The 24,245-nt window shown below is 38.6% G+C and carries 9 protein-coding genes and 5 pseudogenes; 3 read left to right on the forward strand and 11 right to left on the reverse strand.

Translation table 11 applies throughout. The annotated features are described in order from the left end of the window. Window positions 1-14 precede the first annotated feature (14 nt). The 7 genes and pseudogenes from CHB62_RS09085 to CHB62_RS09115 form a co-directional block, all read right to left on the reverse strand. Window positions 15-575, reverse strand: a complete 561-nt coding sequence (locus CHB62_RS09085) for a transposase (protein ID WP_240616184.1) — start codon at window positions 573-575, stop codon at window positions 15-17. 78 nt (window positions 576-653) lie between these two features. Continuing rightward, the gene (locus CHB62_RS09090) at window positions 654-3,092 is read right to left on the reverse strand and encodes a TonB-dependent receptor (protein WP_240616183.1); all 2,439 of its coding nucleotides are present in this window, start codon (window positions 3,090-3,092) and stop codon (window positions 654-656) included. Between the two features lie 73 nt (window positions 3,093-3,165). Further along, window positions 3,166-3,654: pseudogene (locus CHB62_RS09095) on the reverse strand (hypothetical protein). A gap of 1 nt (window position 3,655) precedes the next feature. Next, window positions 3,656-5,878, reverse strand: a complete 2,223-nt coding sequence (locus CHB62_RS09100) for a peptidase domain-containing ABC transporter (protein ID WP_089366586.1) — start codon at window positions 5,876-5,878, stop codon at window positions 3,656-3,658. Beyond that, window positions 5,875-8,283 carry an outer membrane beta-barrel protein gene (locus tag CHB62_RS09105; RefSeq protein ID WP_089366587.1) on the reverse strand — a complete coding sequence of 803 codons (2,409 nt, stop codon included), beginning with the start codon at window positions 8,281-8,283 and terminating at the stop codon, window positions 5,875-5,877. The genes CHB62_RS09100 and CHB62_RS09105 overlap by 4 nt, the downstream gene beginning before the upstream one ends. A 74-nt stretch (window positions 8,284-8,357) precedes the next feature. Then, window positions 8,358-9,360 (reverse strand): annotated as a pseudogene (locus CHB62_RS09110) (3-oxoacyl-ACP synthase); the annotation flags it as partial. Window positions 9,361-9,367: 7 nt separating this feature from the next. Further along, a complete protein-coding gene (locus CHB62_RS09115) occupies window positions 9,368-9,994 on the reverse strand; it encodes a TetR/AcrR family transcriptional regulator (protein WP_006948478.1) in 627 nt (208 codons plus the stop codon). 816 nt (window positions 9,995-10,810) lie between these two features. On the opposite strand from CHB62_RS09115, the pseudogene CHB62_RS15480 reads away from it, so the two are divergent. Both CHB62_RS15480 and CHB62_RS09125 read left to right on the forward strand, forming a co-directional pair. Beyond that, window positions 10,811-10,912, forward strand: a pseudogene (locus tag CHB62_RS15480) (IS30 family transposase); the annotation flags it as partial. Continuing rightward, window positions 10,909-11,499, forward strand: a pseudogene (locus CHB62_RS09125) (ISL3 family transposase); the annotation flags it as partial. The pseudogenes CHB62_RS15480 and CHB62_RS09125, both read left to right, overlap by 4 nt. Here the strand turns inward: CHB62_RS09125 and CHB62_RS09130 are convergent. Together CHB62_RS09130 and CHB62_RS09135 are read right to left on the reverse strand one after the other, a co-directional pair. Then, window positions 11,496-12,293: an ABC transporter permease gene (locus tag CHB62_RS09130; RefSeq protein WP_089366588.1), complete on the reverse strand. Its 798-nt coding sequence runs from the start codon at window positions 12,291-12,293 to the stop codon at window positions 11,496-11,498. The pseudogene CHB62_RS09125 and the gene CHB62_RS09130 sit on opposite strands and share 4 nt — an antisense overlap. Before the next feature lie 7 nt (window positions 12,294-12,300). Next, a complete protein-coding gene (locus tag CHB62_RS09135) occupies window positions 12,301-13,203 on the reverse strand; it encodes an ABC transporter ATP-binding protein (RefSeq protein WP_089366589.1) in 903 nt (300 codons plus the stop codon). 336 nt (window positions 13,204-13,539) lie between these two features. Here CHB62_RS09135 and CHB62_RS09145 point away from each other — a divergent pair. Then, a pseudogene (locus tag CHB62_RS09145) lies at window positions 13,540-14,682 on the forward strand (IS1380 family transposase); the annotation flags it as partial. Window positions 14,683-14,758: 76 nt separating this feature from the next. On the opposite strand, the gene CHB62_RS09150 reads toward CHB62_RS09145, so the two are convergent. Both CHB62_RS09150 and CHB62_RS09155 read right to left on the reverse strand, forming a co-directional pair. Next, window positions 14,759-20,842, reverse strand: coding sequence for a DEAD/DEAH box helicase (locus tag CHB62_RS09150; protein ID WP_089366591.1), 6,084 nt, complete (start codon window positions 20,840-20,842; stop codon window positions 14,759-14,761). 1 nt (window position 20,843) lies between these two features. Continuing rightward, window positions 20,844-24,038, reverse strand: coding sequence for a hypothetical protein (locus CHB62_RS09155; RefSeq protein WP_089366592.1), 3,195 nt, complete (start codon window positions 24,036-24,038; stop codon window positions 20,844-20,846). Window positions 24,039-24,245 lie beyond the last annotated feature (207 nt).

Below are 24,245 nucleotides of genomic sequence, written 5' to 3' on the forward strand. Positions count from 1 at the left end.
AATACCAAGCCCCCCTAGAACAATGACAGCTCCTCTGGCGGGGCTTTTACTTGGGTAATCAATCTTTCCCAATCTCTATGTTGCAGCTCAAAGAAACTTTGTATTGATACATAACTCATAAGTAGAATTCTTATCATTGTAGCCAAGCCTGAGAAGCTCCAGGGTCTCTTTATTTTATTCTTCACAAGTGTTATAAGCAGATTGGCTATAAGCGTAATCCATATTTGTATTTTTATAGCATTCGCACTCTCTTCATAGAAGTATTTTAAAGGAAAATTTTGTTTTAATTGCTTAAATAAGGTCTCTATTAGCCATCGTTTCTTATAGATAGCTATTATATCTTCTGCCGACATCTGAAAATCATTGGTCAGCAGAGATATTAATCTGATTTTCCCTTTCTTGGTCTTATCCTGATATGTTATTTTTCTTGTTTTATGGTAGATATCTTTTTCCTTTGTATGCTTATGGAAGAGAATGGTTTCTACGCGTACAACTCCATAATCTGTAGTCATCTCATAATCTGTATCAGCAATTCTTTCAAAGCTAAGATTATTTTTGTTTTTGTCAATGAACATATTACCAATATTACCAAACAGATAATTAGGAAGTATTGCTGCTGTAGGGGGACAAGCCCTAGTGTTGGCTCTTTGTTATCATTTCATTACTCCCGAATCCCTGTCCTCATTTTGTATTTTATGATGATACTCTTTGTTCTTACCTTTACTAAGGTAATAGCTAATCGTCAAGTTTACATAGTTATTATTGTATCTAACATATTCAGTTGCTTTAGATTGCAATAGTTGGCTACCTAATTCCATTTTTTTAAGGTATGCGTGGGGCATAAATAGATTATTGACTGCCAAGTTGATTTGCAATCTATTTGTTTTATAGTATGTAGAAAGTTGGAAATTACTGTGCTGTGTTGTCTTTACCTGATTGAAAAGAAAACGTACAGGTGAAATAAAACTTGCAGCTATTCCCCAATGCTTGATGTCGTAACTTGCAGTTGTTCCCCATATAAAGGCAGTGAAATGATTACTGTAATTGTCAGCGTGATTCACATAATGGTTCAATATGCCATAACTGGAGAGACTTAATTTGTCATTAAACAGCTTTTGACTACCATAAAGTCTGGTCTGAGAATGTAGAAAATGTCCTTGATTACTCATCGAGTAAATGAATTGTTCAGAATCTGAATCATAAAGAACCTGATTTTCGAGGTATGGAGATGAGTTGTATTGAAGATACGTTGATAAGCTTAGATAAGTTTTATGTTTAATAAAATTCAAAGCAAGTTGGTTGGTATAAGCCTGATACGGCTTTAGATTTGGATTGCCAACACGTACTTCATACTCTGAGATGGGTTGTTTTACATTGGAAAGAAGAGCAAGTTCTGGCTCATTGGGATTGATGCCTAAATAGTACTGGAGCGACCATTCTTTCGAGAAAGCATATCGAAGACTTAGTTTAGGACGAAAATACGTATAATGTCTATGCAAATTATCGTTCTTCAATTTGTAGAAGGCAAAGCCTGCTCCTATAGTATAAGAGAAGTTCCTTAGTCTTCCGGAGAATTCGGAATAATTGTAAGTGTTGAAAAAATCAAGCGAAGATGGATTCCCTAAGTGGTCTATTGTATAGTCATTTCGGGTGGAAGAAAGTTCGTTCCGAGAGCCGATTACCAAGCTGTATTGCTTGGATAATGGTAGTTGGTACTTGATTTCCCCTATTAACGAACGGTGCTGCCCTGTAGCAAAGTACGTGCTTTCGTAATTGTTATAACCTGATTGGTTATATTTTTTGTAATATTTTTGCTGATAGTCCGTATGAATATAAGTCGCCCTTAAATCTGCAACTATTTCTGAACCATTGCTAAAACCATTAGAAAAATAAACATCTAAGGCGGCATTCCGAACTTTATCTTTTTTGCTCGAGTAATCATCGTAGAAAGATTGACCGGCTATAGAAGACGTAGATACGGCTGTAGCAGGATAGGAGCGGTTCAAATCAAAGAACGTCTTGATACTTAAGAAACTATTTTCTTTAAAAGAATGGGTAAAATCAAACTGCAAGGCAGGGTTGAGCAATCGTTGTTTTGAGGAGCTTCCTATGCTCTTGAAAGCTAATAAACGGGTTGGATAATGCAGTTGCTTGTCTATATAGCTGTATATTCCGTTGGCATAATTGTACGAATCAGATAATTTTAATGAGAAATGATCGTGAGAGAAATTTAGGTTAAAGTAGGCATATTGTGAGCCGATGAGCGCAGAGAGAGATTGTGAAACGCGTCCTCCAATTTGCCAGTTCGACATATTTTTTCTCGTTTTTATCAAAACAACTGCTGCTACACCATCGCCATAAATAACTCCCGGATTAGTTATATATTCAATATTGGCTATGTCTTGGGGTTGAATTGCGATTAAATCGGTCTGCGAAGCGATTACACCGTTGATACGAATCTGCACGATCCCGTTCTTTAGGGACATAAAAGAATGATTAACAATGTCAAACTTTAAGTCGGGCAAGTTCAACAATCGCATAACATCCAATGCGTCCTGACTACTTTGACGTATTTTCTCATTAGGGAAAAATGTTAGTCTATCCACGCCTTGTCTCACATTTTCAGCAGCCACTACCACTTCATCTAATTGATAAGAGGAAGGTTCCATCAATACATCGTTCAGTTTGTAGTCTTTACTTAATCCTATAACAGCAGACTGAAGATTATTGAAGCCAAGCGAAGAAAACTCTAAAAGATAGTCACCCGACCGTAAATGCCGAAAACAAAATTCTCCTTTCTTATCTGTGTGTATGACGGATACCAAACTGTCTTTTTGGCAAAGCCTTATATTAACGCCTGGCATTATTTCTTTATTCTCAGCATTGAGCACTTTTCCTGATATTGTAATATTCTGGGAGAAAATATATAAAGGAAAAAGTACAACCAATAGTGGAAAAAGAATTCTTTTATTCAGCCTCCTACAATATGTCACTATAAACTCAGAAGTCCTATATTCCTTAAGAGTTGATTTTTTTGAAAATCTTGTAACTATCATTACGCTATGGATTTTAGTAAAAATTAGTTCGTTCATATATAATACCCTGTTTTGTGAAGTTTCCCTTGCCATTGCTGGAATACAAGAACCTTTAATATCGTAAAAGTATTTACGGATCTATATTGCCAAGCATCTTTCTTAAAAGATTGCCCGATGAACTTACTATCTGAAAGTCTACCGTCTGGTTTTCCACAGATTTTATCTCAGTTACCTTGAAACGGCAAATAGCTTTCTAACGTTCCAAAGTGTCTCGGACAGGAGACAGGTCTCGTATCTGTCCTGCAAACGTTCTATATGGAGATTGCAGACAAATTATTTGTCCTTTCACTTTGTCAGGACGTTTGTTCTCAAACTTAAGCAAGATGGTTATATTCGTGCTGTCCACTGGTGTGGTTGCCGTTTTGTGTATGGTAGCCGTACCCGAATATACTTGTTTATAGGGTAGGAAATAGGCTACAGCAAAAAGGCAGAGCAACACCATTCCGATGGCGGTAATGCCATAACGGATAAGCGAGGAGGGTATCTGTCCCACAATACTACGAACTTTCTCGCTGCGAAGTTCAAAACTCCGTTCCTGTTTCTTTTCCTGGTCTTCCATATCAGTTACCCAATTCTAATTGATTCTTTACTAAGGCAAAATATTTACCACGTTTGGCAGTCAGTTCCTCGTGTGTACCTACCTCTACAATTTTACCTTCATCCAAAACTACAATTTGGTCGGCATCGCGAACAGTGGAAAGGCGGTGTGCCACTACTACAACTGTTTTTCCCTTGTAGAACTCCGAGAGGTTTTCTGTAATGGCTCGTTCATTGTTGGCATCGAGGGCATTGGTCGCTTCATCCAAGAAGACAAACATTGGATTCTTATAGACTACCCTTGCAATCAAAATGCGTTGTCGTTGTCCCTGACTAATGCCTTGTCCGTCCTGTCCTATCATCGTGTTGTAAGCCAATGGCAGGGCTTCGATATAGTCGGCTATGTTTGCCACACGGGCAGCATGGCGGATACGCTCGATGTCGGGTTCATCGTCAGATATTGCGATGTTTCTCGCAATGGTATCGGAGAAGAGATATCCCTCCTGCATCACCGCACCGCATTGGCTTCGCCACCAGCCGAGGTTGTATTCACTCAAATTGGCATTGCCTATCTGAATACTTCCGTTTAATGGCTCATAGAATCCCAAAAGGAGTTTTACGAGCTTGGTCTTTCCGCTTCCACTCGCTCCCACGATTGCCGTTATCTTGCCGTTGGGAATAGAGAGGTTGATATTCGATAGAATATCTTTCGGACTGTAGATATCATATTTGAAGGATAAGTCTTTTATCGTGAGGGAATGTCCTTCGGTGGTCTTGTCCGTATAGGCGGTATGTGTCCGTTCGACGTTTTCCTCGTTGGTCTCGGTGTGGATTTCGTTCATGCGGTCAAGGCTGATGCTTACGTCTTGCCATGAGTAGATAAACTGAATAAGTTGTTCCACAGGGCTGTTGAGCTGTCCGATGATGTACTGTACCGCCAGCATCATACCGAGTGTCATGTTGCCGTGTATCACGGCTGTGGCTGCAAGTACGGTAATGAGGATGTTCTTCACCTCATTGATGGTGATGCTTCCTGCCTGTTGCACTTGTTGCAGATTGAGCGATTGCAGATTGACCTTAAACAGGTCGGCTTGCACGTCCTCCCATTCCCAACGTTTGCGCTGCTCGCACCCCTGCAACTTGATTTCCTGCATTCCTCCTATGAGCTGGTAGGTGACGTTGCGGTTGCGTCCTGCCTGCTCGAAATACTTATAGTCCAGCTGTCTGCGCTTTTTGAGGAAGAGAATTATCCAGCCTGCGTAAAGCGATGTTCCCATGAGGAAGACAAAGAAGATGCCGAGATTATAGACTGCAAGAACGACACCGAAGACCAGAAATGTGAAGAAAGAGAAGAGTAGGCTCAGACTGCTTGAGGTAAGAAACTGCTCCACACGGCGATGGTCTTCAATGCGTTGCAAAAGGTCGCCCATCAGCTTGGTGTCGAAGAACTTCATCGGTAGTTTCATCAGCTTGATGAAGAAGTCTGAGATGAGCGAGATGTTGATACGGGTGGAGATGTGCAGGAGTATCTTCGAGCGGATAAAGTCTATGGCGGTACGGCTGAAAAGGAGCATCATCTCAGCCAGCAGCACCAACCATACGAACCCTATATCCTTTCCTCCTATACCCGTATCAACGATGGCTTGTGTGAGGAATGGAAATACAAGTTGCAGGAGCGAGCCAAGCAACAGACCGAGAATGAGTTGCGTAAAGAAACGCTTGTATTTTTTGAGATAGCCCCAGAGGAATGTCACTCGGTTTTGAGTGGGGGCAGTTCTCTCTTCTTTTTGAGCATAAAACTGTTCTGTCGGTTCAAGAAGAAGGGCAATACCTTTCTCCTCGCCGTTGGTCTTAGTACTCACCCAATGCTCGCAGAATTCCTCCTTGGTATAGGTTATAAGTCCTTTTCCAGGATCTGCCACATAAACTTCATATCGATTACCTCTGCGTTTCTTTATCTTATAAACAACCACAAAGTGATTCTGATTCCAATGAACAATGCAGGGCAAAGGAACTTCAAATGCAAGTGTATCAAAACTTACTCGACCTCCAATAGTCTTAAAACCGATAGTTTCTGCTGCCTTACTGATACCAAGCAAAGAAACACCATCCTTGCCCAAAGAGCAAGAACGACGTAAGCCATCACGTTCTGGTCGCAATCCGTAATATCTCGCTATCATAGCGAGGCATGACGGACCACAATCCATAGCATCGCGCTGTTTGATATTGAAAAAGAGTTTCTTCATTCTACTCCTGTATTTTGGTCATCACTCTTTAGTGTTCTGTCTCGCTTGATCTCTTTATGCGATCCTTTTTGCAGAGTGTAGGTAATATCTATGCCGAAGGCTCTTGCTCGCATAAAATTTGTTTGTGAACCAGAATATGAAGGCAATATGCTTTGCTCTCTGATTTTAGTAAACTTGCTAAATGGAGAGTTCATTATTACTCTTACATTTAAAGCATTCTTCAAGAAAGACTTGCTGACACTGCATGAATATATATTAAAGCTGTGTGTCTTACCCCAAATAGGGTGCATATTCAGATAGTTACCATATTGCAGACTTAATGTCCATTGATGCTTCAATGAAAAGTCGCACATAAAAGTGAGATTATACGATTTTCCATTATCATAACCTCCAGTATAGTCCTTCATTCTATATAATCCAAAATCACCCGTTAAGGTTAAAGATAAAGGTATGATAAGTTTGTAATTACCATAGAAATTCACCCTATAATCATTCAATGAACTTATATTCATATATTGATTCATATACTGATGCAATTTTTCTGAATAGCTTGGATACAATACAATTGGTCGGTTCTGATGCTTGAATGTGAAGCCACAAGAAAAGAACATCGTATTAGAATAAACCATATACGAAGCATCAATAGTATTGATGTAAGAACTTTCCAATTCAGGATTACCCATTTCCGCTTTGTACTGAGAAGAGTATGTTTTAAAAGGATTAAGTATAAGAATGTCTGGGCGCATCATTCCACCTTTATAAGAAAGTGATAAAGAGGAATTTCCCTTTTGATAAGACACACCGATATATGGAGTTATATTCCCAAAAGTTTTTGAGAAATCTGCTTCTGTCATCTTAGGAAACAACATTTTCATATGAGTATATTCCCACCGAAGCGATGTGTCAAAGGTAAAGTCCTTGACACTGATAGCGTATGAGGCAAAAGCCGATGAGACATCTTGGTGATAACGGATTTGGTCCTGTGCAGAACTTTCATCGGTTTCCGACACCCATTCATTATTTTGATCAAGGGTAAGCAATTCCGTGTCTATTGCTCCCTTTCTAAATATCTGCTTTCCTCCTATCTGCAAATATTGTGTATCATTATCTATTAGAGTAACACTTGCCATAAGGCTGTGTTCATTTAAACCGCCATGCGTTTTGTTTCTGCTCTTTTGCTCAATGTTTGTATTGTCAACAGATGTTTGATTAAAATATCTAATATCAGGATTATAAGTATAGCGATAGCCTGCCATCCAATGCTCTTTACTTTTATCTTTTCGGAACATATTTCTATAAAGAACATTAGATTCAAATGTTCCGGCTGTATTATTGTGCTTAGAAAGAAAAGTTGTGTTAAGTGGCTTTGCCCAACTCTGATCTTTATACCGCTGATTCCAATCAGTGCTCATATCGGTTTGCTTTATCAGTGCATGACCGTCAACATATAGACTGTTCAGACTGTCTATATTAAATACAACCATTGCTCTCAATGTATGCGTTTTCCATTTACCGTCAGATATACCACTTGCTGTATTTTCTTGATAAGCATTTGCAGTAGAATAGATACCTGATGACTCTACGGGTTGGTTTCTTTGTCCGTCATAACCGAAATTATATCCTAACAAGTAATCAATCTTTTTCTGCGTGCCAACCAAACTCATTCCTGCACCCGCTTTAGAAAGAGTATTAGAATTGCCATTCAATGTAAGTGACCAGTTATCAAAGTGATGTTTCGACGTGATAATGTTGATAATAGCATCTCCTGTATCACCGTCATATCGCCCATCTAAACGAGTAATAACCTCAATCTTTTCAATGGTAGATACGGGAAAAGACCTTAATACTGTTTGCGGATCATATTGTGCCATACGATAAGGCTTTCCGTTCAGATAAATTGAATAAGCCGAACTGCCTTTTACTGTTATATTTCCATTTGGAGTAACATTTACCAATGGTACATGATTAATTGCATCCAATAAATTTAATGCTCGGATATTAGTATCCTTAGAAATGTCATAAATAATACCTTTATCAGACATCTTTATCAACTTTTTTCGAGCAACCACAGTTGCCCCTTCTAATTCCATCGTCTTTACTGACAATAATATATCTAATGACTTACTTTCGGTGAGATTTATGTGTTTTTGCAGTTTGCTGTATCCCAATAAATTAAATCGAATATCGTATTCTCCATCCGGTAATTCTACTTGACATATACCTACTGTATCCGAAAAGCATACAAGAGAGTCATGAATACTTTGTATCTCAATTTGTACGTAAGCAAGAGGCTCACCACTATGAGAATCCTTGACGTGGATGATTAGGTTATTTCTTTCTTTTGCTTGTATAACATTGCCAAAAAGATGAAATAGAAGTACGAAAAATATCAATTTTATCTTCATTGCTTTATTGTTTTGGAATGGATTTTAACATGTTGATTGCTTTCTCTTTATAGTATGGACATAGTGTTTTGGGAAATGTTGCCGACAGAAGTCAGATTTGTAAACCATTTCTCTTTTGTCAGAGCAATATTACGAGCAGCTATTTCATCATTTAATTTCTCATAGAAAAACATTGATGATACATGAGGTATGACATAGTCTATCTCTTCTGCTTTTACATGATGTTTGGCAAGTACGGTTTCGATATGGTCTACCCAATACTTAATAATGTGCTTCTTTAATTGCCGTATGTCCTGTTTGCCCACAAGCACGGCACGTTCCTTAATCTCATTAGGAGAGAACTCCTTCCAACTTTTGAGTCGTCCGTTTTTGCAACTCCGATGCCATAAACATACAGGTAGGTAGTTCGTTGGCATAGGAAGTCATATCGACCCATTCAATTTTTAGAGGACACACTCCTTCGGGGTAATCTTGCACCAATACAGCTCCTGCACCATCAGAAAGCATAAATCGCATAAAATCCTTCTCAAAAGCCATACAAGGGTCTTTGTCAGGATTGTCATGTGTAGCTTCATACTCAGGGTCATAAAATTTGGATACCAATGCAGGTGAAGTTAATTCTGATGCCACGCATACAGCTTTTTGATGCAGTCCTGCAAGAATATTGCTATAGCATATTTTCAATGCCTGCAATGAGGTAAGGCATACACCTGCAGAGGAAAATATTTCCATAGGATAGTTGGCTAATTCTCCATGAACCATAGACGCATGGGAAGGAAGCAATTGATCGGGTGTGCTTGTCCCACAAGCCAAAAGGGTCAAGTCGTCAGGAATACTTCCATTTTCAAACAGCCTACATACGGCTTCTTTTGCCAATTCTGCATTCGAGTGTGTTAGGCTTTGGTTTTTGTCCAACCCGTAATATCTCGTTTTGATGCCATTTTGTCTAAGGACAATGGAACGAACCCTTGACGGATTTCCACCAATTTTTCCAATATAGTCCTCCATATCCTCATTGGCGATGGGAGAATTAGGAAGATATGCCGATACGCTATTGATATATGCTGCTTTTTCCATAGGAATATTATTTGGTTATTAAATAGTATATTGTGTATATTTGCTCTTTCAATTCGGAAATGGAAAGTTGGCTGCTCAATGCACTTCTGTATGACAATCCAAGATATATATTTCTAATGGAAGATATAATCTTTTCTGTTTCCACAGTTTGAGTAATCTCTCCTTTCTGTTTGGCAAGCTCTATCACCTCTTTCCACTCAAGGCTCTTTCTTTTCTCGTATTCTTGAAACTTCTCTTTCCAATCCGGATAGTTGTCTTTCAGATACAGGATAAATGACATGAAATTGGCAGGAGTGACTGTGCCTTTTGTCATTATAAAAAATGATTTCATACGGCGACCGATGTTTTCTACACGATTATCAATGAAGTCCTTTAATGGTGTCGAGCTTGTAAGTTCAAGAAAGTCTGTAGCATCATTTGTCAAGAATTCAAATACAAACCTATCAACGGCATGATTGAATATATCCTCCTTATTCTTGAAGTGATGAAACATATTGCCACGAGAAATGCCGGTAGCTTCCACTAAATCCGAAAATGATACTGCTGCATAACCTTTTTTCAGAAACAGCCTGAACGATTCATTAAGGATAATGTCCCTTTTGCTTATGCTTTCTTTATCTATTTGTTTTTCCATTATTTCATACTTACTAGATTCAAAACAGAACGTTTGTTCTGTATTTATAGGTGCAATATTATGCAAATTGTTTCAATCCGCCAAATATTTCGGGGAATTTTTCTTCAAAAAGTTTCATTTCTCTCTTTTTTTTCATTTTGCAATAGAAAAATAGTTGTTTCTATTCATTTTTGCTGATTAGCAATAAGGCTAAAAGATCCTGACAAATTACTTCCATTAAAATTAGTTGGTAATGATTTTAAGTGTTCCCACGATTTATTTCCGTAAAAACACACTGCTTTCATCAGAAAATATTATCTTTGCACTACCAAATTAAGTGTTCTTTGAAGCAATGCAGAATAAAGAGAAGGAAAGAAACTCGTTCGTTTCCAAATTGTAACCCATTTTCCCTTTATTCTTTCTTTGTTTGTTGATTATCTGAAAGATACAGCTTTCTTGAATCTTTTGCGGGCCTAATCTGTAATGGATAATCCTGTCTCTAACCGTATGGAGCAGTAGAAGCCTTGCGTAAGAAGTTTGGAAGTTGCTGTCATATCTGTCATGTGAATTTGCCTTGTAAGTGTCTTATAATATGCGTTTTATGTCAAATGTTAAATATGACAGCAACTAAAAATAAAACTAAATTGCATGTATTTGAGGGTGCAAGTTCCAAAACGAAATGAAATAAAAGAGTGTCCCTCTCCGAGAGATGCAGACGTTCTCGATGCGTAGCGAGAGGTTGTCTGCATCTCTCGGAGAGGAAAAAGAAACAACCAGCAATACAAATAAAAAAAGGAGACCGAAGTCTCCCAAAGATTAACTAACTCTGTATTGCAAATGTATCATCAATTAATCTCGGAGCAAAGGTCGCAAATTTTTGCCTTACTCCAAAAGAAAACAGCGAGAAAAGAAATTGCCGACATCGTCGGTATTAAGCAGTGTGTACAGACCTTTCTGCAGCATATACAAGAGCTGTGAGTGAGCATCTTCCCAATGCAGCACTTGTAGTAGACCACTTTCATGTAACCAAGCTTATGAACGAAAAGGTGGACTTGCTAAGGAGACAGATATGGCATGAGGAAAAGGACATCAACAAGCGTAAAGTAATCAAAGGAACACGTTGGTTGTTACTCAAAAATGGAAATGATATTTTTGATTATGCACACAGAAATAGACTGGAGAATGCCTTAAGCCTAAACCGTCCGCTGATGATTGCCTATTATCTCAAAGAAGATCTTAAGGAAATATGGAACCAGTGTAGTAAGCAAAAAGCCAAAGCTCTGTTGGATGAATGGGTAAAGCAAGCTATAGAATCTAAAATACAGCCATTGGTGAAAATGGCTTCAACTATTAGAGCATACAAGACATACATATTAGCATGGTACGACCATTGTATAACAAATGGAACAATTGAAGGCATTAACAATAAAATAAAGGTTCTGAAAAGACAGATATACGGATTCAGAAATGAGGAATACTTCACATTAAGACTATATGCATTGCATGATAGGCATCTACGCATTTAACGGAAGAACCTCTTTTCTGGAGTAAAACTTATATAACCTATAGGCATTGCAATGCACAAGAAACCAATGTTTATCACATCTCTCGTGGTAAAGCTCGTAAGTTCATCTATTGGCCGTACTGAGGCAAGGTATGTAAAGGTTGTAAAGGGAATGAATTCGCCCACCGATTCGTTTGTTACAAAAATGGCGGATGCTGTCAAGAATACTCCTAACAAGATAGGAATCGTAAAGTTGCGTGTTAATAAACTGACTACTAGTCCAAATACCCCAACGCAAAATGAAGCTAATAAGGCTCTCAACATAACCAATGAAGAGGATAGCCCAATAGCATATTCAGCAAATCTATATGCAGGAATCACCTCCCCCAACAAATAGCCAAACAAAACAAAACCACTCCATGTAATAATACAGAGAGCAATTATGAGTACGGATAACACAATAAACTTTGAGAGATACAACTTCCACCAAACAATAGGAAAAGAGAAAAGCGATCTTATGTTGTTATTCTGAAACTCAAATTCGCAGATCAGATAGGACAAGACGATCAATATGAGCGGAAACATTAAGGAGAATAAGGGTAGGGTGTAACGCGACCAAACCATTAGCCATGGATCTCCGCTATAAGCGAGTGCTGTATAGTCGAAAAGCCCATCTCTTCCTTTATAGATGATGTAGATGGACATCAATAAATAGACAACTAAGGGGGACAATAGAATCCCTATAATTAGCTTACTACGAGAGGCTTTATAAACCTCTGCTCTAATGATGTTTAGAAGAGAAATATGGGTCTTCATGATACATTTATTTAGTTAGGTGGATAAATGCGTTCTCAAGGGCAGAACTCTTGTGTGTTATATTGTAGATAGAGATCCCATCCTTACTCAAAGAAGAGATTAACCTGGAAAATTCCTCCTCGTCCTTCACCTCAAACTCTACAAAATTTGGGGCATCAACTTGCTTCACAGAGAAGATAGACGCGTAATTTAACTGCATAATTCTATCCGTATTATCAATCTTTAGGCTTATAACATCAGAATGATTCTTTGTCAAACCATCAATATCTCCTTGGTAAATAACTTTGCCACAATCAATTATGGCAACTTCACTGGCAAGTTTTTCCAACTCCTCCAATATGTGACTAGAGAGAAATATAGTTACGCCTTCTTCCTCGTTTAATTGCCTCAAGATTTGTCTTAATTCATATATACCCTGAGGATCAAGAGCATTGAGAGGTTCATCAAGAATGAGCATTTCTGGGCGCTTGAATAGACACATTGCTAAGCCAAGACGTTGCTTTAGTCCAGAAGATAAAGCTTGCGCTTTCTTATTAGCATGCTCACTAAGCCCTAAAAGCGATAAAATTTCCTGTTTTCGAGACTTTCCCATCTTGAATATTTTATTGAGGTAGTCAAGATTTTCAGATACTGTAAGGAATGAATAGAAGGAAGGATGCTCAATCATACTACTCACATGAGAACGCAGCAATAAAGGAGATTTCTTGAGAGAGACGCCTTTAAAGAAGATTTCTCCCTCATCTATTGGAAGTAGTCCTAATAATAGTTTAATGGTAGTAGACTTACCAGCTCCATTTTTCCCGAGATATCCAAAGATAGAACCAGACGGGATATCTAAATCTATACCTCGGAGTATTGGGCTATTCTGGTAACTGAAATGTAACCCTTTGATGGAAAGCATACTATTCATAACCTTATCTCTTATAAGCTATTTAATTCATCACTAGATTATTTCCCTTTATACTTGTTTTTAGCCGGATTGAATCGGTAGGAAATCGACAACATCATATAGCGACTATCCATATTTTTCTCCTGCATTACTCTAAGATCATCGAAATGCATTTTCCAGTAACTTATACTTGTCTTTAGGATATCGTTCAGAGTTAGATTTATCCCTTAATTCCGCAGCATAAATTCTTGTAAGAACTCCAGGTGTCTGAGAAACAAAGTTCTCAAAACACTTGGATATGTCAGAAATTTCACCTATCTTGGTGCTGCAAACATAACAAGTAAGCAAAAATCTGACATGACAAAGGTAGCAATTAAAAACGAGAATATCACTTCTTTCGGTGGAATTTATCGCATTATAGACGTTTTCTCAAAGTTGGGCTTTGAAAAACTTACCGAATCTGTATTGGGCAAACGTGGAAGTAGTGGCAAAGCATTCAGCCATGGAAGTATTTTCGGCTCTCTCTTCTTCAGTTACCTTTGTGATGGAGATTGCCTTGAGGACATCAATGCGCTTATAGGGTAGTTCAGGCAGAGACCTAATACGCTATTACCCGGTGCCGACACTGTGGGTCGCGGACTAAAGGAGCTTGCCGAGGAAAATACTGTCTATAAGAGCGAGACCTCCGGCAAGTCGTATAGTTTCAACACGGCAGAAAAGTTGAATACCTTACTTTTACGTATGATACGGAGAATGGGGCTTATAAAGGCGGGCAGTCATGTTGACCTAGACTTTGACCACCAGTTTGTTCCTGCCCATAAGTTCGATGCAAAATATTCCTACAAGCAGGACCATGGCTATTTTCCGGGTTGGGCTTCCATCGGGGGAATCATAGTCGGAGGTGAGAATCGTGACGGAAACACCAATGTGAGATACCATCAAGAAGACACGCTCCGTCGCATTATGGACCGTGTAACCTCAGAACTTGGTGTGGTAATAGATCGTTTCCGTGCTGACTGCGGGTCGTTCTCAAAGGAAATCATACAAACCGTAGAGCAGCACTGCAACACGTTCTATATTCGTGCTGCCAACTGCGGCAGTCGCTATGAGAACTTCCGACAGTTGAAGGAATGGAAAGGCATTGAGCTTGGCTATGAGAAATGCGATGTCACGTCCATCAGTATGGACAGCTTGGTAGAAGGAAAGTCATACAGACTTGTCGTACAGCGTAGTCCTTTGAAAGACAAGGATGGCAAGCAACAGACGGATATGTTCGGAGTGATATACACATACCGCTGTATCCTCACCAATGACTGGGTATCTACCGAGAAGGACATCATTACATTTTATAATGAGCGTGGGGCAAGTGAAAAGAACTTCGACATACAGAACAATGACTTCGGCTGGTCACATCTGCCCTTTTCCTTTATGGCTGAGAATATGGTTTTCATGATGGTTACCGCCATGCTGAAGAACCAATTAATATTCCTCGAAAAAAATAGATTTTTTTGATAAACATTTTCCCTTAAACTTGGGCTGAACTCTATATGAAACAGATATTACTCTTCTGTCAGTATTAGGCGTCACTTTTTTTAATAATTACATAATAGAGTACATCCTCGTTATTTCTTACGACATTTACAGAACCATTGAGAGAGTCAAGGTTCAAATACTTGCTGTCAGATTTATAACCACCACTAATTCCGTGGTCAGGCCTGATTTCAACAAGACCTCCATCTTTTGTTTCTATTTTCAGCCAACGATGGTGGTTTGCGTCATTAAATGAATGTTCTGGCTCTATACCCAATACATTCATAAACAAATTATCCGTATATTCGTCAGCATCCTCTTTACAGGAGAAATTCATATTAATAGGAGTCCATTCGTTGTACCTGTCGTTATAACATTTTCTCTTTGGAGAGTCTAATTGTAAGGTTATACTATCGATCGTATAACCAAAGAGTTGCTTCATCTCTTTGATGAGGTAAACAAGCATCAAACTTGCCAAGGCACTGTTTACATACATATCACTAAATGTAATATTAACATGTTTACCTTTCAAGACTTCAACGAGCATATCTGTGTCCTGCTGATTCAGCAGGAAAGGTGCAATTGCAGTAGAGAAATAATTCTTAATCTGGAATGTTCTTGCGTGTGTAAGACCTTCACGTACAACTTGTGATGGAGACATTACATAGGTTGGTTCTTTCTGTTCATTGAATGTTACGCGATTATTATCCACAAAGACATAATGACAATTCTTTCCCCAGTTATTAGAAAACGACAAGACAGAGTCTTTGTCTGTGAAGTACCTGAGTACCCCGGTGTTACGCTCAACAATAACAGCAGTCTTCATTTCACATAGATCCTTGACAATCGAGACTTCACAATCAGGAAATTTATCCTTCAAATTGATGAATGGAAGTTTCTCTGTAAGTGAATTATGAAGTTCAGGATGATACTCAACTACAAGGGAAATGTTTTTACCATTTGATACTCCTGTTTTGATGTGTTTTCCCATCTCTGAACGGACACTTGACCAATCCGTAACAACATTATCATCTGTCAGGTCAGAAATGCACAGGGTTATCTTCTTGACTTCAGGATCCGTGACCGACAGTTTTACTATATCCTTCAAGGGTTGACAAACTACTCTTGCTGAAGGGCTTGAAGCCTTTACCTGAGCAGGTAGTTCAATGGCTTTGTTCTTTTGATGGTTCAGCCAATCAAGAGCCTTTGCCTTTGATAAAAGGTATGAATAACGATAATTGTTACGGTCAATCAAACATCTTGCACAAGCGCCACCTTCTATATGACAGTTACATGTTGTTTCTTCAAGTGCTTGTCTTGCAAGGTCAAAAATTTCCTGGCAAAGAACAGGATTCATCAATTTCAGTGAATAACCGCATCCTCCTTTTGCTGTATCAAAGATGAAGAGAACCCAGGCGTCAAGTTCTTGTTTGATGCCAAAGTCAACTTCGCCCTCATCTATTCCTTCGCTTAAAGCTAATGCACGTTTAAGGACAACACCAAGAGAGTATACAAGTTGCTCATCGTTTTCAAATTTTGAAGATACTGCATCCTTCTTGAAACGTAGCACTGTATAGCAAGTAGGATGATTACCTGTTAACACAACGTGACGTGCAATATCATTATCGTTGGCTTCACAGCCATCACCCCAAAGTCTCTTATGTCCAGGCTTGACCGCATAAGGTACACTTTCTTTTGAAGTTATGGCGGTATACTCAACAGATGCTCGTCCACAGCGCTTACAGAAAGCAAATCCATGTCCATTACCAACATTATAGAATAAAATGTTACCAGTTTCACCACTGGTGATAAGCTCGCACATATTTATGTCCTTATGTTTACTCCAATCTGTTTTCAATAAGACAGGTCTAATGTCATAGTAATGTTTTACGGTCTTTTCTTCACGTGAACTATCTACATTCTGATCAGTACAGAAACCTATAGGTTCATAAGCAAGAGTGTATGAGCCATGATCTTTATCAATAATGCTATGATATGGATTACCGCAGGAACATAATGCACCTTTTTGTAGAATCCTTTTATATTCAGTCTTACCGCAATGTATGCAATGATAGATTGCTTTGGTTTGTGTTTCTTCATTATAGGCACCAAGTAGTTTGATTCCAGCAGAAACATAGTTTTTTTCGTTTACAACAACAGTCTGCTCTGGTGCATATTCATCGAGAGCTGTATGAATATCACGCGAAGCCGTTGTTGCACGACGAAGATTGGTAATCTCTTTACGAACCTTATTCAGTTCGTTCTGTAGGTTAAATTTCTCTATACTATCGGACTCTGCAGCTATTCTGTTTTGTAATTTATCAACATTATCGTACAGGCGATGTAGTTTTACAGACTGGTCTCTATCAGTGAAATCAAATGTTACTACACCTGTTGGCATATTTGCATTTGGGATAAACTGGTGGTCAGACAGGTAGTTTAGCAAACCTTCCGACTTGGTTTTTCTTATCTGATTGCTAATAGCTATCTGTCGTCTTGTATCATTTTGGAACTGAACAAAGGCTGCATTAAGTTCATCAATTACAGTATTGTATTCTTTCTGAATTGCTTGTATTGTTTCCTTTGTGACATTTATGGTATATGCGATGTTTTTTCCAAAAACTTTTTTGAATTTACACTCTTCTGCTTGATTTGTGCTCATATCATCCAAGAATTGGATAAATGTGTTACAGGTGGAAGTCATAAACTCGTCAATTGAAACAGTTACCTGAATTCCGGATCCGTTGTCACATATAAACTGTCTGAAGAAGAACGAATTGATATGTCGTTGTATGACAGTCTGACTCGGACGAACCTTAATCATATGGTTTGTAGTCTGCAATGCCCACATCGGATTTGCGAATGCGTGCTGTCCAACTGGTGTATTATTGCATAACGAGAATGCAATAGCCTTGCTTTGGCCCATACGGCCAGCACGGCCTACACGCTGTAGATAGTTGGCTGCAGTAGGAGGTACGGTATCCATCAATACAACGTCAATGTCACCAATGTCCACGCCCATTTCCATAGTAGTGGAACAGTGAAGAACATTAATCAAAGGGGTCTTTTGACTAAATGCTCTGGTGTAATCACGGAGTAATTGTTTTGATTGTTGTGCAGAGTGTTCTGCAGCAATATAAATAGGAGTTTTGTGATAAGCATACTTATGGCGGTCAGTCCAAAGGCCAGCAGCCTTCAGAGCCTTGATGTTTTCATCATTTTCCTGCCAGTTTACGACCTCTTCATTGTCTTTAGGTCGTGAAGGCATGGTTATCTTACTTTCGTTACATTTGTATTTAACAAACAACCTTTCACAGATTCTTCCTGTGATCAATGGGCTGTATCCGCAAAATGTGGTATCTAAAAGCTGATGTGAGACAGGACATACCCATGCATCTTGCAATCTCTTAACTTTGCAGACATTATTTCCTTCTTTACCCGATAAGTCAAGGAAATAGCAATCTACATATTTGTTATCCGGATAGAAGCGTGGATTATTATACCCGTCTGTATCGTCAGCTTTAACCTTGGTAAAGACTTTCTTTTCAATTAAAGTATTCCATGCTTCGGTGATAATTGCATCAACGATTCTTACATTAGCCTGTAATTTCTCAACCGTATGTATACCTAACCCTGCACAGAGAAGTACAACAAGTCGTGATTGACGTTCAAAAACCTTTCCTCCCTCGACAATCTTTACAGAGGGCCAACGTTTGATTTTTTCTCTTTGGTCATCAGAGGCTGCAATTGGAGTGCTTAAATTGCTTTCACGGACATATTTCTTCTCATCATCTGCCAAAGGCTGAATGTGGTTGCCCAGCCTCATTACATAATCTATGGCGAGTTTCAAATAATCCTGCCAATCCTGGTCTTTGATAGTTATCCCGTTTTGGTCTGCATAATCTGCCAATACAGAAGGAACTTTTGCAGTCTTCAAATCAAGATAGTCCAGATAGATAAAGCCCATGGTTTCTGCATTGGTTTCATACGCTGGACGTCTGCCTATAACGCCTCTTATCAGTGCGCACTTATATGTATTCTTATTCTTTGCACCATCATTATTTGATATATGGTCAAACATCGCTTGGTTATATATTGCTTCTGAAACATCATATAAAGACACTCCGTCTGGAGAAGATGGGGCATTAGCCAATATCATGGCTATCTGTTCTGCTGTCAAAGTATTCCTTACAGGTTCTGGAATAGTATCTAATGGATTTGTTGTTTGTATTTGAGAAAGTCTCTCCAGCATATTCTTATTACTTTGATTACGCTCAACATTAATATTGAACGTTTTAGCAGAGATAGCGGTTCCTTGGCGGCTATCTGTAAAAGCGATATACTTTCCCCAACTGTTCCCTTCATGAGCACATTCTCGAAGGAAAACAGGTGAAATTGTCTGGTTGATAAAGTTGATAGGAATACGGAAGTGTTTTAAATTAAGTCGTTTCCCATGAGCTAATTTCCCGCATCCAGGGCAATAAGAATGTCCGTCATCTTTTCTGACTTCGACCCATGTGCCTTTGCTGTCAGCATGAACATCCAATATTGCTCCAGTACTATTATGCACAATGTTCATGGTTACAGAATGAGCTTTGGCAACAGGAGTAAAGAACTTTTCCTTTTCGTATGGCATAAGAAAGAATATGTCAGGACTGCCTGAACTGGCCATTTCATCCTCTTCCTCTTGTTCAGAGGTAAGATCAATAGAGAAATAATCATCTCTGTTAGCGGTGTCTTCACAAGGGGAAATCTTATGAGTCTGTGAGTCACTACAGCCCATTAACACAAAACTACCACATCGCTTACATTGTACAATTTCAAGTAATGGTACACCACACTTTGGACATACTGATGCCTTGTATGTGGTTAGGTGTCCATAAATCGGTGAAGCAGGATTAGCACTATCGCAGTTTTCATTTGCACAAGCATAAAGTCCGTTTATGGAACGCATAAAATAATGTGCTCTAAGTGACAGGACAGGAGTTTTTCCTTGGGACATTTCGCAAAGTCTATCCAGAAGCTGCAATGCTGGTATCAGATCAGCCCTGTCAAAGGTTGTGTCCGGGCATAGATGTTCCCACATCTGCTGAAGTGTCATGCCAGAAACTTTATTTATTTTGTCACGGAGAGACAATACATTATCAACAGAAGGGAGATTATTTGCTTTAAGTTCAACGGCAAGTTGGTCCTTATCCAAAGGACGAACCAAACGCTGACCACCGATAACCTTAATCCGTTCAACGGACTGGCCTGTAACCGTTGAGATGAAGTCTGAAAGCGACTGAGAACCCTCGTCACCACCAATCGTAGCAGATGTACATGCAAATCGTACCTGTTCTGGAGTTCTACCGAAAGCCTCAAGTACTCTTTTAATCTGATATGCGAGTTCTACAGCCGCAGAACCGGAATAACTATGTGCTTCATCTATAACTATCCAGCGAAGTCTGTTAGCTGATTCTTGTAACATTTGCTGATCTTTTTGACGAACAAGTATATACTCCAGCATACTTGGGTTTGTCAGAAGAATTTCAGGGCGTGTTCCTTGGTTATTTGGGTCACGTATATCATCACGGGTTACAATCTCATTTGGAAGAATTTCATCTCTACCATCAGCACGATGTTCTGGAGTGTCTCCATTATATAATGCAAAATGTAAGCCGGTAGCCTTACAATACTCAGATAGACGTTTCTTTTGATCTTCCATCAAGGCATTGAGAGGGTAGAGAAAGATAGCTTCTATGGCATTAGTGTGTCCTTGCTCATAAAGGTCACTCAGAATAGGGTACATAAAGCACTCGGTTTTACCTGAACCAGTACCTGATGTTACGACAATACTCTTTCCTTCAGCCAAACTTTTCCAACTCTCTGCCTGATGTTTATATGGAGGATACTTGACTCCAATACCAAGTTTGCTGATGATTGTCGGATTCAAAGCATTTTTCCAACTGTCATCTGGTGCAGGTTCCCATCCGAAAGTACTTTGGAATACAGGTTCTGACAATAAGGGTTCTCTGTCAAAGAGCTCGTTAACGGCAGCACGCATAGGATGGTTTCCTGGTGTCCAAAGAGAAAGCAATGCTAAACGCATGTTTTCCTCTGATTCTTTATAGAAATTCTCAAACTTCATTTCAATGAGATAATTTATTGTTTAGTGCAATTATAAAATGGGGATTTGACGATTTGCTGCAAAATATGATACTTCTTCGTATCTCATCCTTTACCGTAAACAAATCTACTCCCTTTTTGATATGGGCTACGACCGCATTGACTCGTTTAAACAACCATTGTTCATTACCAGATCTATTTGGTTCATTATAAGTATTGAAGAATAAAGCAACTTCTTCTCCAAGATATTCCTGATTTGAATCGATATAGTCATCTTTCTTTAGTTCTATGGGATATATTTTCTTTGGAATCTTAATAATGGTTTCTGCTAAATCGACAATAATATCATTTGAAGGAATTCCATAAGATTCAGTAAGTGAAGAAACGCAAAGGTCTTTCAGCCAATCTGTAAAGAGAGACAAGACGTCATTGAAGCATTGAACAATGTTACTCATATATTGTTCAGGATCATTCAAAGCACTTAAAAGCTTTATCATATCTTCTCCTTTATAAGTCATGGACCATTTAATGTAAATATCTTGCACTGCTGGCACCATAGGGTCACTGATAAAGGTGTTAAGTTGACTAAAGATGCCGGAAAGATATGGTTGAAGCCAATACCATTGAAAAGCAAGGTCACTACTGAATATTTTAAGCTTTTCCTTCAAGATTTCACGCTCATTGTCATCCGTACATTTAACGAATAATTGAAAAACCAGACATATCAAAGCTTTATAGTCTTGTGCTGTACAGTATAATTCCAGAATAGAACTTGCAGGAATATCTTCTTTTTGAGATCGGTCAAACCACCCCAGAATTCTTTTCCACAAATTATCGCCAAGAGTGGATTTTTTTAATTTTTCTTTTATAGAGCTTATGGCATTTTCCCTGTTGTTTGCTCTAAAAGCTCCATCCATCTCTCTTGTCAAATCTACAAGGGCAGGACAGATACGTCCCCTTGTACGACCAATTACGATAGTTTTTCCCCAAGGACGAATATCCTCAGGAAGCGTGTAGGAACCGTTTTCTTCATCAAATGATATTTCTATTGGTTCCAATTCAGGTTCCTCTAATTTCAATAATTTAAGTACACCTGTAAATTTAACAGGAGTATGATTGTTTCCTGTAATTATCAGTCGCCCATTACCTATTTGCTTTGGTCGATATGGCGAATCTTTTATACTGAATTCCAAACTGTTACTATTGCTAAGAGAAAAAGATACTTTAAGCTCTGCATTAAGCATATTCATTGAAGTTCTTTCCAGTTTTGACCGCAGATTTTCACGAGAATCAAACAATATAAGCAGGTTTCCTTCGTATGGAATTGGCTTAATTGCTTTTCCTTTTTCAAAAATGTAAAGTTTGTCGTTCATCCATCTGAGTTCTCGGACGACATCACCAAAAGAATATTGCTTGACATTTTGTCCTACAATGTGGTATTGGTATTTGTCAATATCAGTGTATGGCACCCAACTGTCATTTATGACATTATCTCCATATATGTTTATAATAGAAAAATCCTTAAACGGAGCCTTGACAGAGATTGTAAATTGATTCAAACTGTTACCTTCAGGAACTAATGTGAAATGTATACACCTATGGTCAGGGCAGTCTTCTTTTTTTATCTCCCAAACATCATTAGCCTTCTTGACTCCTTCGTTTGTAGTTACATGTCCGTGATCCCAGGTCACTTTAATCTGACAAGTATCTTTATCTGCATGTTGTAAGCTTACAGAAAATCCATTACCAATGTTCATAAGTTTTATTGGTGTAACAAAATTCCCATTAGTATCAACGGCTCTTGCAAATATTTCTCCATAAGAAGGTTTGTCAGACCATTCTGTCTGCTGCTTGTTGCGGAATTGAACGTTAATCTCCCTCGTGTTTTTTTTACCATTATCAGTATCATAACATAGAGAAAAAATACTGTTTTCCGCATTATAGAGTGGTTCTATCACATCAGGTATATAAAGTGGAGGAGTAGCCATCTCTGTCCAGTAGAGAGGTGAAGCCATACCAAAAGTGATAATACCGTCAGCTCCTTTAACAATAATATTATCAATGAAATCAGAAGGAATCTCTATTCCCTGAATAATTCTGTTACCCCATTGATAATCAATAATAGTAAATGAAGTTTCATTTTCAATGTACCAATCCTTAGGTATAAGCAGGAATGAATCTGTCCTGCCGATTTGATTACCTAACTCATACTTGCCATCTTTCTTACGATAAAGCAAGTGAGGGATGCTCGTGTCTAGGTAATCAGTAATATATGGTTTCTCTTGTTCATGTAAGAAAAGGGATATACTGTCACCATCAGCATATGGATGCTTGCTGACTACCGGATAGCGACAGAAGTTTTTAACATAATCGAATGTGTCAACTGCTTGCCCGTTCTTTCTGACTTGAACAGAAAAAAAAGGTACATGGGCCAATCTGTTCTCAATAAGAAAAGCCTCAGGAAGATTTTGGTAGCCTTCAACTACGTACTTTGAATATATTTTCTTTTCTACAGTATCAATTCTGAATTCCCAACCAAGAGAGTAGGGGTGGATTTGACGGTGACGGATCTTTTCTTGTTTGGCAAGTTCCTGCAAATATATATACCAAACATCTTGCTCATTCTGACAATAGAATGGCATAAGCATGAATTGCGCTGACTCAACTCCAATAATCAGCTGGTTACAATAATCCTTCAAGCACTTACTTTGAGAAGCAACTATTCCCAAATTAAGTTCTTCAAAATCTACTTTTCTGTTTACCAGTCCACGGGTAAATCGGTCCCATACGCCACCATTTTCACTTCCTGTTACCAGCTTCATTGGCAAACCACCTTGATATAACATGGAGTCAAGGTATCTTCTGCCCCCATTTCCCTCAAAGAGTTCTAAGTCTAACGCTTTAAGACCACGTTGAGCAGACTCATAGAATTCATCACGTAGTTCTAAAGTAACATAAATACCCAAAGAGTCAAGTATCATTTGGACACTATGAGGACCTTCATGATATTCCCTACGCCAAAATTCTGCAATATACAGGACACATTCCTTACGAACGGTAATGAAACGATTACTACAATTTCTATTGTAAATATGGATTTGGCGTGCTAAGAGTTGTTTCAGGTTGGCATACTCTTCAGCAGTAACTCGGATTTGCCACAAATATTCTGGACATTTTTCGAGGTTGTGAGCCGTTAGGATAGTTTCAAAATAACCCATAGCTTTTTCTTTGCTCTTAATTCTGTAGCGTAAAATCTTTGAGAGATTCAAATGCCTGAAAAACAAAGTCTTCAAGACATTTTGAAATATCAGAAATTTCAGCTGGTCTTAGTGCTGCAAATATATTAGGTCCTTAATTCCGCAGCATAAATTCTTGTAAGAACTCCAAGTGCCTGAGAAACAAAGTTCTCAAAACACTTGGATATG

This window comes from Prevotella jejuni, from assembly GCF_900187995.1.
Lineage (GTDB): Bacteria > Bacteroidota > Bacteroidia > Bacteroidales > Bacteroidaceae > Prevotella > Prevotella jejuni.